Origin of the sequence: Serratia sp. UGAL515B_01 (assembly GCF_033095805.1) — a bacterium.
Lineage (GTDB): Bacteria > Pseudomonadota > Gammaproteobacteria > Enterobacterales > Enterobacteriaceae > Chania.
On the sequence record NZ_CP109901.1, the window covers coordinates 169,250 to 187,817 of the forward strand.

The following is an 18,568-nucleotide window of genomic DNA, read 5'->3' on the forward strand; positions in this document are numbered from 1 at the left end:
TTTATTCGCGACGCTGTGCTTCATCTTTACTGTCTAATACATATTATCAAATGGGAGAGCTCACGTTGAACCAACCCGAAGATCAACAGCATATTATCCGTTTTCTCAACAAGCAACACGTGCTCACGCTTTGTGCCAGTAATGGTATGGATATGTGGTGCGCCAGCTGTTTTTACGTATTCGATGCCGAGCGTATGGCGCTATGGCTAATGACCGAATCGCATACTCGTCATGGTGAACTGATGCGACAAAACAGCGCTGTGGTTGGCACGGTAGCGCCACAGCCCAAGACCGTAGCGCTGATTAAAGGGGTTCAATATGCGGGTAAGATCAGGCAGTTGGAAGGCGATGACGCTTTGCTGGCTGGTACGCGGTACTGTAAACGCTTCCCGGTGGCGAAGGTGATGAAAGCCCCCATCTGGCAGATCGATTTACAGGAAGTAAAAATGACGGATAACACTTTGGGGTTCGGCAAGAAGTTGCACTGGCGGCGTTCGTGATGAATTCTTGCCCACTCCGTCGGGTATGGCTCGGATTGTCTGCGGCCGATAATGGAAGAAAATAGGGTATGGGAAACAGAAAGATAGCCGCATTAATACTGCTGTGTACCTTCATTTTTACTGCGATGGCGCAGGTTGAAGGTGTTTCTTTTGAGCATAAGAATTGGGGACTGGCATGTGACAACACCTATACCTGCCGCGCCGCGGGCTACTCTGATGGAGATGATCCCAGCGGTTCCGTTCTGCTTACACGTATTGCCGGGCCTAGCACTGTCCCAACGGGGAAAGTGACCTTGGCTGATATGGAATCTGTTGATCCATCTCTGGTGGAAAAACTGACGCTATGGATTAACGATAAGCCGGCAGGTGTTGCCAAACCAGAAAAAAATAAAGTTTGGTGTTTAATAGAAAGCCAGACCCTGGCGTTGATCCACGCCGTTAACGGCAGTGGCAAAGTCGAATTCAAAGGCGGTCCGGTTCATTTTGTACTTTCTGGCTAAGGTGCGGCAGCTGTATTTCTAAAGATGGATGATGTCCAGGGGCGTATTGGGACTCCGGGTGCACTGGTTAAAGCAGGCAACGAAGCTGAAAGTGGCGTACCCGCAGCCATACCTACCCCCATAATTCAAGCGATTACGCTAATTAAAGAAGATGAACGTCCTCTGACACCCCCAGAAATTGCGATGCTGAAACCCAAGCTGTTAGCAACGTTGAAAGAGGATGGATGCGATCGTCTATTTTCCCCTCAGGATAAGGGGGACATCACACTGACCACTCTGGATAAAGACCAAAGACCATGTGCTTATCTCTGCGCTCTGTTGGCGGGCTGCCTACAACGAAGGTTATGCCTATCGGGTCATCGACAGAGCGCTGAAAGCTTCACCAGTATTGGTGACAGATTCCGCTTCCAGCTATGGCCAAGGGGTAATATTCATGAGTCAAAGAGGGCGAGGGATCGCTGATTACATGAGCTCGGCCAGTTGGGTATGGGATGGTGAGGCATTCCGTAAGAGTAGTGAATCGACCACCGGTATGTGCCGTTATGTTCACTTGGGTTGCACTTGGGATCTGCCGACTTTTGTCTCTGATATTAAATCTGGAAGGTAAAGCATCATGATCAAGTTGAAACCGCTCAGTTATTTTAAGACGGTGGTAGAACTTGGGTCGGTGTCTGCTGCCGCTGAACGGCTGTACATCGCCCAACCGCCGCTTAGCAAAGCCCTATCACAACTGGAAGAGGAGTGTGGCGTCAGGTTGTTTGAGCGCTCCAGCCGCGGTATGACACCGACCGAAGCCGGACATTACCTTTATCAGCGCGCTTGTACGTTGCTACAAATGACGGCCGAAGTGGAAGAGGAAATGCGCGCTTTTGGTGAAGGGCAGCGGGGTATGCTGCGCATCGGTACCGTATCTATGGGCATTCCAAGGGTTGGGCAGATGATGCAGGCGGTGCGCCAGTGTCTGCCAGAATTGAGCTTTTCACTGTATCAGGGGGATACCGGATATTTGGAAGAGCTTTTGGAGAAACAGCGTATCGATCTTGCATTGGTTCATTTGCCCCTCACCAGCAGCGAGGTGCCTAATAGAATGATACCTTTGGCCCATTCCAGCTTTCGTGCGCTGTGCCATCCGGGATCACCCTTAGCGCAATATTCTACGCTGAACCTGAAGCAATTGAGTCTTTATCCGTTGACGCTATTGCGGCGCAAATCGGGTTTTGGCGTGTATGAGCAGGTGCTGCAAAGCTTTGCTAAGCGGGGGCTCAAGTCGCAGGTATTTGCTGATGCCAGCGATATTCCAATGATGTGTTATCTGGCCCAGCAGAATATGGCAGTAGCCCTATTGCCAGTCTAACCCAATGATCAAATCTGTGAAGGAGTGGTGGCGATCCCGGTCCCCGAATTAGATGTTGTGGCGGACGATCTGGTGATGTTGTACCGCACGCGGCAGGAAAACCGGCCTGCGTTACGTGCGGTGATTGAATACCTGAAGCAGTCTAACGACGTTTCAGTTCAGGAATAGCCGGCATGATACTGAAATGTGCCATATCAGTCGGGGCAAATTTGAAGTTGGGATTGTACTTGGCTGGGTCGGTAATAAAATCTGGTTCGGTGCTTCTCCAGGTAAAGAAACAGGTTGGGCAGTGAAACACTGTCCATGCTCCTGCTACCTGCGAGTGGCTAAGAACTTCAGGCCCGGCAGAGGCGCAACGCGGGCACTGTTCAGGGTGCTGGTTCATCATTTTTTCCTTAATGACCTTTTTTCTTTGCTTTAATCAGGGTTTGCAATTTCCCCACCCATTGCTCTGTTGTTATCGGATCCCGTAGCTCCTGTGAAAAATGCCCGTGATCTTCCGGCGCTTTAGGCGTTGTGGCATCGATAATCACTTTACTGGTCATTCCTGCGGGTTGTGAAGCTGGGTCTAGCGGCAGGATCGACAGCCCTGGTATTTTGAGCAGGTCGTAATCCGGGTTGAACTTGGTCGAGATTGCCCACATCACCTGAGGCAGGTTGAACGGATCGATCGTATCATCCACCACGATCACCATCTTGGCGTAACCTAAGCCATGGGGCGTAGTGAGCACACGCATTCCGATCCCTTTGGCAAAACCACCAAAGCGGGTTTGGGTGGAAACAATCACGATTAACCCATGGGTGTAGAGTGCATTAACCGCGACGACTTCTGGAAAGGCTTGCTTGAGCTGCATGTATAGCGGTGCGCAGGTATTGATACCCAGCATGTAGTCGATTTCGGTCCACGGCATGCCAAGGTAGAGGTGTTCAAAGATTGGTTGTCGGCGATGAGAGACTCTGGTGATCTCTACCACCGGCATACGGCGCCCACCAGAATAGTGGCCAGTGAACTCACCGAAGGGGCCTTCAGCTTCACGCACTCTGGAAAGGATCTTGCCTTCCAGTACAAATTCCGATCCCCATGGCAGTTCCAACCCGCTATATTCGCTATAAACCACCGGATAAGGTTGGCCATTAAGCGCTGCAGCCATGGCATATTCTGACTGATCGTAGAGGATCGGCATTGCTCCCACTGTACTGATCATCGGATCGTTACCGATGGTGATGGCGATAGGCAGATCAAGCCCCAGTTCTTCGGCGCGTTGCAGATGAATGGCAATGTCATGTACGGGTACGGGTTGCAGGCCTAGGCGGCTACGGCCTTTCACCTCAATACGGTAAATCCCGACGTTCTGGCTCTGTTGATTGTCCGTAATGGAAGGATCGCGCGAAACCACGCTGGCCTTATCAATATAGAAACCACCGTCACCATGGTTAAGGCGGAACAGAGGCAGAATGTCGAACAGGTTGATGTCGTTATCAATCACCACTTCCTGCCAGGGAGCACTATCACGATGTTCCACTTCCTGCCAGGGAGCACTATCACGATGTTCCACTTCGCCTGGGTAATTTTGGTAACGGCGGACAAACTCAAAGAATTGACTCTTTAACGGTGTATTCTTCGGCAAATCCATGGCGATCGCCAAATTTGGCCATGAACCGTGTACGTTCATGGCGATACGTGCATCACGGTAACCGTGGATATTCTCGAACAGGAGTGCTGGGGAGTTTTCGCCAAGTTTGTTGGCGGCGCAGGCGGCCGCTGAAATATCCGGTTCAGGTTGAACCTGTTCCTCAATATGCAACAACTGCTGCTGTTGCTCCAGTGCTGTTAGGTAGCTGCGTAAATCTGGAAAAGGCATGATGAAGATCCCTTCGTGCGGTGTTCATGATGAGATTTTCATGATTGTCTGGTAGAACAGCGGAGAGGGGAATGACTTAAAAAATATCGGGGTATATCTTTAGAATATATACTTTCAGCCAACAACCACTAGGGAAGAGGAAACATATGGCACGGGTACTCATTACAGGAGCCAGTGGGCTGGTGGGGGGCGAATTGCTGCGCTTGCTGCAAGCCGATGAGCAGATAACGGTGATTGTCGCCCCTACGCGCACAGCACTACCGGCACATGTCAAACTGCAAAATCCGGTTGGCAACGATCTGCACGAATTATTGATGCACCTGGAGCAGCCGGTGGATAAGGTTTTTTGTTGCCTAGGGACGACTCGCCGTCAGGCAGGGAGTGCCGAGGCGTTCCGCTATGTGGACCATCAACTGGTCGTTGACACGGCGCTTTGCGGGCAGCGCCTCGGTGCGCAGCACTTTCTGGCGGTGAGTGCGATAGGTGCCAATGCCCACTCCCCATTTTTGTATAACCGCACCAAAGGGCAAATGGAGCAGGCGCTACGTGAGCAACGCTGGCCTTTTTTGACGCTAGTCCGTCCTTCAATGCTGGTGGGGGAACGAGCTAAACCGCGTTTGCTGGAACAACTGACTTTTCCGTTGTTCCGCTTGTTACCCGGCAAGTGGAAAGCGGTTTCCGCCAAAGATGTCGCTAAAACCCTGCTGACACAGGCATTCAGCACTTGCAGCGGGGTAAAAATCCTGGAATCAGACCAATTGCATTGTTAGGGTGTGTTCCTTGCACGTGAAGGTGACGGATAATGAAGATACGGCTCTAATTAATATCACTGTTTCAAAATACCTTAAATCGAAATGGAATTTCCGTACCTTACGCGAAGGAAATAACCTATAAATGTCAACCATGTGCTAGTATGTCAGCAAAAAACGCTGAATTTCTTCCCTGCACAACGAGAGAGTTCCTCGGCTAACGCAGCCGATGTACCACCTGATTGCTACTGCCGCGCCAAGTCAGCGCCGGGTCTTTTAACGCCTGCACGAATTTGCCATCAATTAACACGTTAATTCGATCGACGATTTGCTGCTGTGTGCTATCCAGTTCATCCAACCTGTAACCACTCCATAGCCAGATATCTTTATTAATGCATTCGGCATGTACCCGGTTTACCAACTGCGAGACGGCGGCAATGTTGGCAGGATGCAGGGGATCGCCACCTGAAAGCGATAACCCTTGGCGTGGAATGCGCTTATCGTTGAGATCGGCAATAATCTGGTCTTCCAACTGTTGTGTAAACGGCAGGCCGGAATTCACCCGCCAGGTGCTTTTGTTGTAACAACCGGGGCATTGATGTACGCAGCCTGAGACAAACAGCGTACAGCGAGTACCTGGCCCGTTGACCACGTCGATAGGGTAGTACTGGTGGTAATTCATTGCTATTTTTCTCCCCTATGGGCTGTCTCTTATTCACATCCTGCTACAGGGGGCAGAGTATTGATTTCTGCCGCTAAACATCTTGCACTCTTTTTGTTTCGGGGTTAACGCCCCGAGCAAGAAGCACGCGTTAAGGGGCGGCGCGTTGCAGGGCCCGGTCTTGGGCCCTGCAATTGCCGTTCATGGTTGTTTCATGCGACTGCACGTTATTACGGCAATTCCCATGACACCGGTCTTACATAGAAGAAGGCGTTGTGTCTGAGACCCAACCCCGTGCGAGAGAGCCATTAACCGATCTGCCCATTGTCTAGGTGTTTTACCCTGCGTTTTACTTCTTCCTGCTTACCGGCGTTGAAAGGCCTGGCATCCGGGCTACCCAGATAACCGCATACGCGGCGCGTCACAGAGACTTTCGCTGGATCGTGGTTACCACATTTCGGGCAGGTAAACCCTTTACTGGTACAAGAAAATTCACCGGTATAACCACACTGGTAACATTCATCTATGGGGGTGTTGGTGCCGTAATAAGGAACGCGTGAGTAGCTGTAATCCCATACATCCTCAAGTGCTTTGAGGTTGTGTTGCAGGTTTGGGTATTCGCCGTAACAGATAAAACCACCGTTAGTCAGCGGCGGATAAGGCGCTTCGAAATCTAGCTTGTCGTAAGGGGTGACTTTTTTCTCGACATCAAGATGGAAACTGTTGGTGTAGTACCTTTTGTCAGTGACTCCGTCGATCACACCAAATTCACTGGTATCTAAGCGGCAAAAGCGGTCGCACAGGTTTTCACTTGGCGTACTGTACAGACTGAAACCGTAGCCAGTTTCGGCTTTCCAGCTTTCGGTGGCAGCTTTTAGACGTTCAACAAGAGCGATCGCTTTTGCACGCAGTTGTTCATCGTCATAAACGTGTTTTTCTGCGCCAAACAGGGCATTAATAGTTTCATGTACACCGATGTAACCCAGTGAGATCGAGGCGCGGCCATGCTTGAAAATCTGCGCAATGTTATCGTCGGCTTTGAGCCGGACACCGCAGGCTCCTTCCATATAAAGGATTGGAGCCACCCGAGCTTTGATACCTTCCAGACGCGCAATGCGTGTCATCAACGCTTTTTTGGCCAATAGCAGGCGCTCATCCAGCAACGACCAAAAACGGTTTTCATCCCCTTTGGCTTCCAAGGCAATTCGCGGCAGGTTCAGGCTGATCACACCGATATTGTTACGGCCATCGTGAATTTGCTCGCCATTCTCTTCATAGAGCCCCAGGAAGCTGCGGCAGCCCATCGGCGTTTTAAACGAACCGGTGACCTTGACCACTTGTTCGTAATTAAGAATGTCGGGGTACATGCGCTTGCTGGCACATTCCAGAGCCAACTGTTTGATATCGTAATTGGCGTCGCTAAATTTGTGATTCAGGCCGTCGCGAATGGCAAATACCAACTTCGGGAATACTGCCGTTTTGCGGTTTTTACCCAGCCCGGCAATGCGATTTTTCAGGATCGATTGTTGGATCATGCGCGATTCCCAACTCGTTCCCAGGCCAAAACCGAACGTCACAAACGGTGTCTGTCCATTGGCAGTATGAAGGGTGTTCACTTCGTACTCCAGCGATTGGAAAGCGTCGTAACACTCTTTTTCAGTACGAGCCAGCGCATAGCCTTCCTGGTCAGGGATTTGCCACTGTTCCGCTATCTGCTTGTACTTGAAGAAGCTTTTGGTCACAAACGGTGCTAAAACTTCATCAATACGGTTGATGGTCGTTCCGCCATAAATATGGCTGGCGACTTGTGCAATGATCTGTGCGGTGACGGCGGTGGCGGTGGAGATCGACTTCGGTGGTTCGATCTCTGCATTGCCCATCTTGAAGCCGTTAGTCAACATGCCTTTCAGGTCAATCAGCATACAGTTGAACATGGGGAAGAAGGGGGAGTAGTCGAGATCATGGTAGTGGATTTCGCCACGTTCATGAGCCAGCACCACATCGCGTGGCAAAATATGTTGTTTCGCGTAGTGTTTGGCCACGATCCCGGCTAACAGGTCGCGTTGTGTCGGGATCACCTTGCTGTCTTTATTGGCATTTTCATTCAAAAGCGCGATGTTACTTTGTTCAATCAGACCACGGATCTCTTGATTTAGCTGTCCGCGAAGCTCACGCGATATGTCTCGATCGTGGCGGTACTCAATGTAGGTGCGTGCCAGTTGCTTATAAGGCCCAGCCATCAGTAGGTTCTCAACCGCCTGTTGGATTTTATGGATATCGACACGTAGCAGCTGCGCCATCTGCTGAGTGACGACACTGGCGACGGTAGCACAGTAATCAGCATCAACAACGCCAGCTGCCAAGGCTGCTCGCTCAACGGCCTGCTTAATCCGCACTTCGTCAAAAGGTACTTGGCAACCGTCCCGTTTAATCACGACTGGTTTCACGTTATTACTCCTGCTCCCTTGAGCGCACTTAGCTTGTCCACAGGGCAATATCACCATGATGAGCGCTGTGGTAGCGTGTGGATAATACTGTGGATGAAAACTACATATAGTAAATATTTAATGTGAAGGCACTATATATTGACGTTGTTGCGTTTTTTATGACGTAGAGCAAAGAATAGGGAAAACAGTTTGAACGCTATACAACGGTCAATTTTCGTCTGGGTGGAAGCCCTTGCTATCTGTGGATCCAGGTCGAATACCGGGGACGAGAAAGATCGCTAAAGTGTGATGGAGATCGCATCACTCAATAGATGGCAGAGAGGTTTATGTCGCTTGCCGAACGCCACTGCCTATAAGTCGTGGATGGCCAGATTGAAATAGCCTTTGGACAAGGGCTGTTTGGTGCAGGGTTTTCAAGTTCGAGGAGACAGTGAACACTTGGCGGCGAGGTTTGAAGTTCGCCGCCAAGTGTGCCGATAATGCGGTAAATCTATTATAAAATGCCAGCGCCAATAGGGAATAGTGGGTTAACCGAATCGTGTGGCATGTCTTCTTTCTGGCCTAGCACCGCTTGCCAACTGGAAGGCAGTTCAAACGGCAGCTTCCCTTGAGCCTTGCTCTTGCCGGTGATCACGTCCAGCACGGCCTCATCGGAAGCTCCGAAGTTGGCCAGTAATACATCGGTTTTATCCACGATGTTGGTCAGGATCGCCGGGCGATCAAGGTACACCGAAATGACCGTTGGAATGTTGAGAGCCTTCACCTGTTTGATCAGTTGATAGTCTTCACTGCCACTGTAAGTACCGGCTTTCTTATCCAGCACGACGGTATTAGCATCGTCAAAGCCCAACTGGCCGAAGTTTATCGAGGAACCAAATGGATAATGTGGATCGTTCTGGTGTGGTGTATCCACACGCAAGATGGCGATCTCGGCTTGTTCAGGCGTCTTGACCACTTCTAATCCGTAACGTGCCGCCACGCTGGCATTGACGTTATGCAGGAATACCTTTTTACCACTCAGTGCCAGTGGCAACAGATCGTTGTTATTCTGCAGCAAGACTTGTGAGCGTCGCTGTGCATCATCGCCTTTCTTCTGGAATTCACTGTTACCAACAATCTTCACCGCCCGGGTTTCATCTACGTACGGTTTTTCAAACAACCCCAGTTCAAACTTCTGCTGCAAAATTCTTTTCACCGAAGCATCGACGGTGGCGATTGGCAGTTGCTGCTGGTTGATGGCGGCGATCAAATCACTAGAGTCGGTGGTACCACCAAACTGATCGACACCGGCTTCTACCGCTTTGACTACACGCTCTTGACGAGTGAGGTTTTCAACTCCCCATGACATGCCGAACCTGGTGCTCATGGGGGAGACTCCGGCAGCGATATCGGCATCGCTGATACCGGTGATGCACTTACCTTCACAGCTCTCCAGAATGCCCCAGTCACTTAACACTACGCCAGTGAAGCGAAAACGACCACGTAATATGCCGGTCAACACCTGCTTGTTAAAACCAAAGCCTACTTCTTCAATCTGTTGGCCCTTGTACCAAAGATTGATTGGCTTGCCGTAATAAGGCATTACCGAAGCAACGTTTGCCGCAAAGGCACCTTCAAAGGGGACCAGGTGGTATTCCAGATCCTCCCCTGGATATGCCTGTTCTTTACCGTAGATGTTATGCGGATCCAACCCATTAAGCTGCGGCCCCCCACCTGCAAAGTGTTTTACCACGGCGATGACGCTGGTTTGCTGCAGCCCTTTATTACCGTGCTGGAAGCCTTCGATATAGGCCTGCACCAAGCGTTTGGCAAGCTGGTTATCTTCTCCGAAGGTACCGTTGATTCGCCCCCAACGAGGTTCGGTAGCCAGGTCTGCCTGTGGGGATAATGCCATTTGTATCCCCACAGCACGGTATTCCTGACGGGCGATATCTCCAAAGGTTTTAACCTGTGCGGCGTCACCGATAGCCGCCATACCTAGAGGTTCTGGCCATTGTGAAAAACTGCCAGCGGCAACGCTGGTGGCGTTAGGATCGTTGACGAAATGGTTACGAGGATCGCTACTGATAGTGATTGGAATACCCAGGCGAGTTTTCTCTGCTATTTCTTGCAACATATTATTATCAGAGGAAATATGCTTTGGATCGCCAGCCATACGGGTAATAAAGGTATTAACAAAACGCTGATTAACCTCTTCTTCAATGGCACTGAAATCTACACGCCTTGATTTATTTAGTGCGATAGTACCGTGCATCATGGCTCCTGCTTTTTCTTCCACGGTCATTCGTGAAGTCAGGTCACTGGCACGAGTAGCGCTATCAAGACGCCAATCTTCATAAGGTTCGAGCTGGCCATTTTTATTCAGATCCTTAAATTTAAGCGGGCCGATGGTAATTATTGGAACACTCCTGCTTTCTAATTCAGCTTGTGCACGTGATATAGGATAAGCATCATTGCTATCACACCCACTTGAGCCTAAGGCTAGTAATCCACTGAGTATAACTATCGTTTTACCGTTAGGTTTCATAATAAAAATCCGTATTATTAGAAGTGGTAAATATACCCATGATTAATTAATTTCAGATGGTTAATATCACTGATAATTAAATTACAATAGGTGTGTTAAGTAGAGTGAATTATTTATTTTAGTTATTATTTTTAATTAAATTACTAACTCAGGCTTATTTTTAATGCGACTATTGCATGTTTTTTATAGCATGAAGTAAATGTGTTTATAATTTGGGATTATCTTCACACTTTAATTTTTTATGGTTATGGGAATATACCAAAAATAATTCGAGTTGCTTGTAGGCGGCAACTGAGCGAAGCCCCAGGAGCTTACTCAGGTAAGTGACTGGGGTGAACGAAGGTAGTCAACACCCAAGCAACTTGAAGTATGACGAGTATAGACTCTAAATAATTCGAGCCGCGTGAATGGGGGTTGTAATTGATGGCACAGCATAAATAGCTGCGCGTAATAATGCTAAATGTGGTTTGCGGTGTCCCGAAGGGATGAGGCCCAAAGAAGTGGGCCTGGTTACTGAGCGCAGAGTCATGCGTGAGCTGCGCGGTTTTGGTGGGAAAATAAGGAATAGCGTTTGTCAGGGGTTATACAGCCACCATATTGCTTCAAATGGCCGCAGAGTAGAGGCTTGCGGTTGCTGAGCCACATCATCATAGCTGCTCATTAAGGGGTGCCACAATTCGCAAGATTCAACGCCACAAGCATCCCATACCAGCGGTTCTCTGCTTAGGTTAGCCACGACAAGTAACCGTTGCCCGTTCCAACTACGTTGATAACACCATAACATCGGGTGGGCAGGAGCCAGATCCTGATAGTCACCGTGAGTCAGCAGCGGAAACTGTTTCCGTAGGGCTATCAGATGCTGATAAGTGTAAAAGACCGAATTTCGGTCGGCCACTGCCGCTTTGGCATTAATTTGCCGATAATTTTCTGCACAATGGATCCACGGTGTGGCGGTGGTGAATCCAGCATTGGCTGTGGCGTCCCATTGCATTGGCGTGCGGCCGTTATCTCGCGATTTACTGGCCAGGATTGCCAATAGCTCTGCATCACTTTTGCCTTGTGCGTGCAACTCAGCGTACATATTCAGGCTTTCCACGTCGCGGTATTGATCGATATGACTAAAGCCTGGATTGGTCATGCCAATCTCTTCACCTTGATAGATATAGGGGGTACCTTGCATACCATGTAGTACCATTGCCAGCATTTTGGCGGCGATAACGCGCAACTCACCTTCATCACCAAAACGAGAAACGATGCGTGGTTGATCGTGATTACACCAGAACAACGCATTCCAGGCGTGGTTATGCATCCCTTGCTGCCAATGCTGGAAAATCTGCTTCAGCTCCACGAAATCTGGTGCGGCTAATGTCCATTTCTGCCCGTTGGCATAGTCTACTTTCAGATGGTGGAAGTTGAAGGTCATCGACAACTCTTGGCCGCTTTGCGCCGCGTATTGTTGGCAGTGTTCCAATGACGTAGAGGACATTTCTCCTACTGTCATCAGGCCACGTGGCTGGAATATTTCGCGGCTCATTTCCTGCAAGAATTCATGAATACGTGGGCCATCGGTATAGAAACGGCGACCATCACCCTCTGTGTCACAAGGAAAGTCTTGTTGCTTGGAAACCAGATTGATTACATCGAGACGCAATCCGTCCACACCTTTATCTGCCCAGAATTGGCACACTTTCTTCAGTTCTTCGCGTACTGGTGGATATTCCCAGTTCAGGTCGGCCTGCTCGGTGGCAAACAGATGCAAGTAGTATTGGCCGCTGTCTGCGTGCCATTGCCAGGCGCTGCCACCGAACTTGGAACGCCAATTGTTGGGGGGGGAATCGCCTTTCCCATCCCGCCAAATATAGCACTGACGCATTGGGCTACTGGGGTCTTGTGCGGCTTTAAACCAGGGGTGTTCGGTAGAGGTATGATTGAACACCATATCCATCACAATACGGATATTACGCTGATGGGCCTGTGCGACCAGATTTTCGAAGTCTGCCAGGGTGCCATATGATGGGTCGATGGCACAGTAGTCTGCCACGTCGTAGCCGTTATCTACCTGAGGCGAGACATAAACAGGCGTTAGCCAGACGGCGTCAACGCCCAGATCCTGCAAATAGTCCAAGCGTTGGATGACGCCAGCCAGATCGCCATAACCGTTGCCGGTGCTGTCCTGAAAGCTTTTGGGATAGATTTGGTAGATGACACCGTTTTGCCACCATGGAATCGCGCTACTCATTATTGGTACCTTTTTTGTGACAGTGCCAAGTATTGGCCCCAGAGCATTTAAACCGTTAATTCACCGCGGTTTGTTTTGCGCTTATAAACCATCATCGTCAGCAATAGCGGGATCACTACTGCTACCAAGATCGCCAGTGAGTAGATTAACCAGAATTGTGGTTTGATTGACAGGATGCCTGGTAGGCCACCAACGCCAATACCGTTTGCCATTACGCCGGTCAGCCCACAGATCAAGCCCGCGATGGCGGAGCCGATCATGGCGCACAGCATTGGGAAACGATATTTAAGGTTGATGCCGTACATGGCAGGTTCGGTTACGCCGAGGTAGGCGGAAATGGCGGCAGGAACGGAGATTTCCCGTTCATTCGCTTTACGACTGACAATAATGATCCCTAATACTGCTGAAGCCTGAGCGATGTTTGAAAGTGCGATCAACGGCCAGACCGGGGTGCCGCCCATGCTCTGGATCATCTGCATATCAATCGCCAGTGTGGTCTGATGCACGCCGGTGATAACTAACGGCGCATACAGGAAACCAAACAGTGCTGCGCCGATGGGGGCGAAACTGCCGGTCATGACCCATTTCACCGCCCAGGCAACACCGTCACCGATCATACGACCAAACGGCCCGATCAGCGTGTGTGCCAGGAACACGGCCAATAGCAGGGAAATGACGGGGACGATAACCAGATACAAATAGTCCGGTACGATCTTTTTCAGACGAGTTTCGATCCAGGCGAGTGCCATACCGGCCAGGATTGAGGGGATCACCTGTGCCTGGTAGCCCACCTTCTCAATGGTAAACCAGCCAAAATCCCATACCTCTGGTATTTGCTGGCCGAGCAGGTAGGAGTTCATTAGTTGTGGTGATACCAAGGTGATCCCCATCACGATGCCAAGCACTGGTGTACCCCCCATCTTTTTTACCGTTGACCAGCAGATCGCGACGGGTAGGAACATAAAGATGGCTTCACCAAGTAACCACAGGAAGTCGTAAACGGTTTTCCAGGCGGGGTGCAGTTGTGCCAGCGTCTGGCCGTCAGACATCGGAATATCGCCGATCACGTTGCGGAAGCCCAGGATCAAACCACCGCTAATCAGTGCTGGCAATAACGGGAAGAATATTTCGGCAAAGTGGGAAATACCGCGTTCGAACCAGGTCATATTCTGGCGAGCTGCGAGTTTGGCTTGCTCTTTATCGGCTTCGTTGATACCGGTGGTAGCAATCAGTACCCGATAGTAATCACCCACATCGGTACCAATCACCACCTGAAACTGACCGGCGTTGGTGAAACAGCCTTTAACCATTCGCAGTGCTTCGATCTCTTGTGGTTTTGCCTTGGCAGGATCGTTAAGGACGAAGCGTAGGCGAGTAAGACAGTGGCTGACGGTGGCGATATTCTCGCGACCACCTACCAGCGCAATCAGACGGTCAATGTCCTGCTGCTGAACTTTGCTCATTATGGGTTCCTTGTTATCAGTGAAGCGCAGAGGTATTTATGTTTAAAGTTTAGCGAGTCATCTGTTTACATTAAATGGGAACGTTCCCAGCCTGGGTCGATGATCACAAAACGAACAATCAATAGCCTCACTTCATCATGAGAGTTTGCTTGGGATAATGATCTGGCGCACGCTTTGCTCGCCGCTTAACTGGCTGAGTAACTGCTGTGCAGCCTGTTGCCCTGCACGACCGTAACCCAGTTCAACAGAGAATGTTTCAGGGAACAAAAAGTTGAACATTGGGGTGTTACCGATAGCACAAACCTGCAGCGACGTAGTGTGCTGTTGTTGAAGATATTTCATCGCACCGAGGGCGATAGTGTCTGAAGCGCATATCAGCGCGGTGGTATGTGGTTTGATCACGCTGGCGGCAAGTTGGAAACCACTTTGGTAGCTCAGTTCGCCTAGCGCGGCAACTGGCATGATATTCTGCTCGTGGCAGGTATCCAGATAGGCCTGATGACGACGCATCCCGGTGGTGGCATCCGCCTCCTGCACCCCCAGATAACTGATATGCGTATGCCCTTGCTGGCGCAGGCGTTGCATTAGCAATTTGACCGCACCCTCATCATCATAACAAACGGAAGAAATTCCAGGATAACCACGGGCGACCACCACTATTCTTTCCTGCCACGGGGTGAGCATGGCGGCAGTCAGGCCGGTAAAGCCAAACAGGATCACGCCATCAACATCACGCTGTTGTAACATGTCGAGATGTTCCTGTACCAGCCGGGTTTCAAACTGACTTTCCATCACGATCGGATCAAAACCTTGTTGGTAAAGTAAGGGTAGCATGGTGCGTACAGCTTGGTTTTCCGAAGGGGAATCCAGACGTGAAACGATAATCGCTACCACTTTGTCACTGCGGCCACGCATAGCCCGTGCGGATTTTGACGGGATAAAACCCTGATTGCGGATCACCGCCTCCACGCGTTCACGGGTTTGTGGGCTTACGCTGCCTTCGTTATTCATCACTCGCGATACGGTAGACTTGCCTACGCCGCTCAGGCGGGCGATATCCTTGATTGTCAGACGGTTTTGCATGGTTTATTTTTCGTTTAGGTTAATGAGCTTAAACTTACAAATCACACTTGCCACAATAGCGTAATTGACCGCGTGGGTCTTTGTGCAAAGTAAGCGACGTGGTACAAAACGAAATAGCCACTACTGCTGCCCCACATTTTCTTGACCGGAGGTTAATACCTTTAATGGATCCAGATCCTGACCCCGATAATTTTCATTCGGTATTCCGGTAAAACCTCTCCGCCTGGCGTTGCTGTTTTACCGGCTAAATATACGGTAGACAGCGGCGCATGTTCGCCCTGTTTTGATCGAAAATAAAAGGACCCAGCGAGGCTGATGATTTTGCGTGTGTCTGAAATCGCCCCTGCTTGTTGGTCCGCCGTTCCCCCATAACTACAAGGTATTGGGTGACAAGGTGTGAATAATGAAACTAAAAAACATTCCCCGCCATTTGCTTGGGTTGCTCAGCCGCAATTTGCCACGTCGTTTGGTTCGGCGTGATGCTCTGTCGGAAAACTTCAGCGGCGTGGCGCATGAACTGCCAGCGGGTTTGGCAAAGCAACGGTTGGAATGCGCCGCTGCCAGTTCGACGCAACTCTATGAACGTTTTGGCAGCTACCCGGAAGGGATCACTGAGCATGAAGCAGAAAGCGTACGTCGCCAGTTTGGCGCGAATGTTATTGAAAACCAGCAGGTTGAAACCTGGTGGCGTCATCTGTGGCACTGCTATCGTAATCCGTTCAATTTGTTGCTGACGGTATTGGGGATCATTTCCTATGCCACTGAAGATCTGACCGGTGCGCTGGTGATTGCGCTGATGGTGTTGATCTCGACGTTATTGCATTTCATTCAGGAGGCGCGCTCCAACAAGGCTGCTGATGCGTTAAAAGCGATGGTCAGTAATACCGCGACGGTGATCCGCAGCGATGCGTTGACCGGCAAAAGTGAACACATCGAACTTCCTATCTCCCAATTGGTACTAGGTGATGTGATTAAACTGGCCGCAGGGGACATGATCCCGGCGGATTTACGCCTGCTTTCAGCCAAAGATCTGTTTATCAGCCAGGCAGCATTGACCGGTGAATCACTACCGGTAGAAAAGGTGGCTCAGCTACAAAGCCAGATAAACGATCCGCTAGCGTGTCAGAATCTTTGCTTTATGGGCACTAACGTGGTCAGTGGCACCGCACTGGCAATGGTGATTGGTACCGGTAGCGAAACCTATTTTGGCCAGCTTGCCCTACGGGTCACCAGTCAGGATGAACAACCGAATGCCTTCCAGAGGGGGATCAGTAAAGTCAGTTGGTTGCTGATCCGCTTCATGCTGGTGATGACGCCAATTGTGTTGTTGATCAATGGCTATACCAAGGGCGACTGGTGGGAGGCAGCCCTGTTTGCGCTTTCGGTTGCCGTTGGGTTGACGCCGGAAATGTTGCCGATGATTGTGACTTCAACGCTGGCGAAGGGGGCGGTCAAACTTTCGCGTCAGAAAGTGATAGTCAAGCGTCTGGATGCGATCCAGAATTTCGGCGCGATGGACATTCTGTGTACTGATAAAACCGGCACCCTGACTCAGGATAAGATCGTACTAGAACGCCATACCGATGTGTTTGGTGCCAATAGTGAGCGCGTGCTGCGCTATGCTTGGCTGAATAGCTTCTACCAAACCGGACTGAAAAATCTGCTGGACGTGGCGGTGCTTAATTGTGCCGACGAAAGCAGGCAACCGGGTGCACTTGAGCATTACCAGAAAGTGGATGAGATCCCGTTCGATTTTGAACGCCGCCGTATGTCGGTGGTCGTGGCGAAAGATGCGGAATATCACAAGCTGATCTGCAAAGGGGCGCTGGAGGAAATGTTGGGGATCTGTAGCCATGTGAGGCAGGAAGAGCAAGTGATCCCGATAAGCGAGGTTCTGCTTACGCGTATTCGCCGCATTACCGACGATCTCAACCAGCAAGGATTACGCGTGGTGGCGGTGGCCAGTAAAATTCTGCCAGCGCAAGTCCATGATTATGGTGTGGTGGATGAATCTGATCTGATCCTTGAAGGGTATATTGCTTTCCTCGATCCTCCCAAAGAGAGCACTGCTCCGGCATTGGCCGCGTTGAAACACAATGGCGTGACCGTCAAAATCCTCACCGGTGACAACGATTTGGTGGCGGCCAAGGTCTGTAAGGATGTGGGATTGGCGGCCGACTCTGTGCTACTCGGTAGCGAGATCGAACGGATGGATGACATCGTGTTGGCGCAGAAGGCGGCACGCACGACAGTATTTGCCAAGCTAACGCCGTTGCACAAAGAGCGTATCGTCCAGGTGCTACGCAAACAGGGCCACGTGGTAGGATTTATGGGGGACGGAATTAACGATGCCCCGGCGCTGCGTGCGGCGGACATTGGTATTTCGGTCGATTCAGCTGTGGATATAGCCAAAGAAGCTGCAGATATCATTTTGTTGGAAAAAAGCCTTATGGTACTGGAACAGGGGGTGATTGAAGGCCGTCGTACCTTTGCCAATATGCTTAAATACATCAAGATGACGGCCAGTTCCAACTTCGGCAACGTATTCAGTGTGTTGATTGCCAGTGCTTTTTTACCTTTCCTGCCGATGCTGCCATTGCATCTGTTGATCCAGAATCTGATGTACGATATTTCACAAATCGCTATCCCATTCGACAACGTCGATGACGATCAGATCGCTAAGCCACAGCGCTGGAACTCCGGTGATTTAGGACGTTTTATGGTGTTTTTCGGGCCGATCAGTTCCATCTTTGATGTATTGACCTTCTGCCTGATGTGGTATGTGTTTAAGGCTAACACACCGGAAATGCAGACGCTGTTCCAGTCTGGCTGGTTTGTTGAAGGGTTGCTGTCGCAGACGCTGATCGTCCATATGATCCGCACGCGTAAAATCCCCTTTATCCAGAGCAGCCCCTCTTGGCCGCTGTGCATCATGACGCTGGCAGTGATCGCTACCGGGATCGGCCTAACCTTCTCGCCGCTGGCCGGGTTTCTGCAGTTGCAGGCGTTACCGCTTGGCTATTTCCCATGGCTGGTGGTGATCCTGGTGGGTTATATGGTACTGACCCAGTGCGTAAAAGGCTGGTTTGTGCGCCGTTACGGCTGGCAATAATAGGTAGACTCGCCTCTAATGTCTGTCAGACTCGACTAAAATACGCACTCAGCTCTATAGCCGGCTTTTCT

At 50.4% G+C, this 18,568-nt stretch carries 13 protein-coding genes and 1 pseudogene; 6 read left to right on the forward strand and 8 right to left on the reverse strand.

Going from position 1 to position 18,568, the window contains the following annotated elements:
- Nucleotides 1–65 precede the first annotated feature (65 nt).
- From OK023_RS01060 to OK023_RS01075, 4 genes and pseudogenes are all read left to right on the forward strand, one after another.
- Nucleotides 66–500: a YhbP family protein gene (locus OK023_RS01060; RefSeq protein WP_317694345.1), complete on the forward strand. Its 435-nt coding sequence runs from the start codon at nt 66–68 to the stop codon at nt 498–500.
- 68 nt (nt 501–568) lie between these two features.
- Nucleotides 569–1,607: pseudogene (locus OK023_RS01065) on the forward strand (DUF1176 domain-containing protein).
- A 6-nt stretch (nt 1,608–1,613) separates the two neighbouring features.
- The gene (locus OK023_RS01070; protein WP_317694346.1) at nt 1,614–2,354 is read left to right on the forward strand and encodes a LysR family transcriptional regulator; all 741 of its coding nucleotides are present in this window, start codon (nt 1,614–1,616) and stop codon (nt 2,352–2,354) included.
- Between the two features lie 27 nt (nt 2,355–2,381).
- On the forward strand, nt 2,382–2,522 hold the full coding sequence (locus OK023_RS01075; RefSeq protein ID WP_317694347.1) for a hypothetical protein: 141 nt from the start codon (nt 2,382–2,384) through the stop codon (nt 2,520–2,522).
- On the opposite strand, the gene OK023_RS01080 is transcribed toward OK023_RS01075, so the two are convergent.
- Nucleotides 2,497–2,742 (reverse strand): non-oxidative hydroxyarylic acid decarboxylases subunit D, encoded by a 246-nt coding sequence (locus OK023_RS01080; RefSeq protein WP_317694348.1) that lies wholly within the window; start codon nt 2,740–2,742, stop codon nt 2,497–2,499. The two genes, OK023_RS01075 and OK023_RS01080, sit on opposite strands and share 26 nt — an antisense overlap.
- Nucleotides 2,743–2,749: 7 nt before the next feature.
- A complete protein-coding gene (locus OK023_RS01085; protein WP_317694349.1) occupies nt 2,750–4,216 on the reverse strand; it encodes a non-oxidative hydroxyarylic acid decarboxylases subunit C in 1,467 nt (488 codons plus the stop codon).
- Nucleotides 4,217–4,362: 146 nt separating this feature from the next.
- Here OK023_RS01085 and OK023_RS01090 point away from each other — a divergent pair, with 146 nt between their 5' ends.
- Entirely contained in the window at nt 4,363–4,986 is a 624-nt protein-coding gene (locus OK023_RS01090; protein ID WP_317694350.1) for an NAD(P)H-binding protein, read from the forward strand.
- 196 nt (nt 4,987–5,182) lie between these two features.
- Here OK023_RS01090 and nrdG read toward each other — a convergent pair whose 3' ends face one another.
- The 6 genes from nrdG to treR form a co-directional block, all read right to left on the reverse strand.
- The gene (gene nrdG, locus OK023_RS01095) at nt 5,183–5,647 is read right to left on the reverse strand and encodes an anaerobic ribonucleoside-triphosphate reductase-activating protein (protein WP_317694351.1); all 465 of its coding nucleotides are present in this window, start codon (nt 5,645–5,647) and stop codon (nt 5,183–5,185) included.
- A gap of 287 nt (nt 5,648–5,934) precedes the next feature.
- The gene (gene nrdD / locus OK023_RS01100) at nt 5,935–8,073 is read right to left on the reverse strand and encodes an anaerobic ribonucleoside-triphosphate reductase (protein WP_317694352.1); all 2,139 of its coding nucleotides are present in this window, start codon (nt 8,071–8,073) and stop codon (nt 5,935–5,937) included.
- 493 nt (nt 8,074–8,566) lie between these two features.
- On the reverse strand, nt 8,567–10,600 hold the full coding sequence (locus OK023_RS01105) for a glycoside hydrolase family 3 protein (RefSeq protein ID WP_317694353.1): 2,034 nt from the start codon (nt 10,598–10,600) through the stop codon (nt 8,567–8,569).
- 574 nt (nt 10,601–11,174) lie between these two features.
- Nucleotides 11,175–12,839, reverse strand: coding sequence for an alpha,alpha-phosphotrehalase (gene treC, locus OK023_RS01110; protein ID WP_317694354.1), 1,665 nt, complete (start codon nt 12,837–12,839; stop codon nt 11,175–11,177).
- Between the two features lie 47 nt (nt 12,840–12,886).
- Nucleotides 12,887–14,302, reverse strand: a complete 1,416-nt coding sequence (gene treB / locus OK023_RS01115) for a PTS trehalose transporter subunit IIBC (RefSeq protein ID WP_317694355.1) — start codon at nt 14,300–14,302, stop codon at nt 12,887–12,889.
- Between the two features lie 135 nt (nt 14,303–14,437).
- Nucleotides 14,438–15,385 carry a trehalose operon repressor TreR gene (gene treR / locus OK023_RS01120; protein WP_317694356.1) on the reverse strand — a complete coding sequence of 316 codons (948 nt, stop codon included), beginning with the start codon at nt 15,383–15,385 and terminating at the stop codon, nt 14,438–14,440.
- Between the two features lie 403 nt (nt 15,386–15,788).
- Here treR and mgtA point away from each other — a divergent pair, with 403 nt between their 5' ends.
- Nucleotides 15,789–18,497, forward strand: a complete 2,709-nt coding sequence (gene mgtA / locus OK023_RS01125) for a magnesium-translocating P-type ATPase (RefSeq protein ID WP_317694357.1) — start codon at nt 15,789–15,791, stop codon at nt 18,495–18,497.
- Nucleotides 18,498–18,568 lie beyond the last annotated feature (71 nt).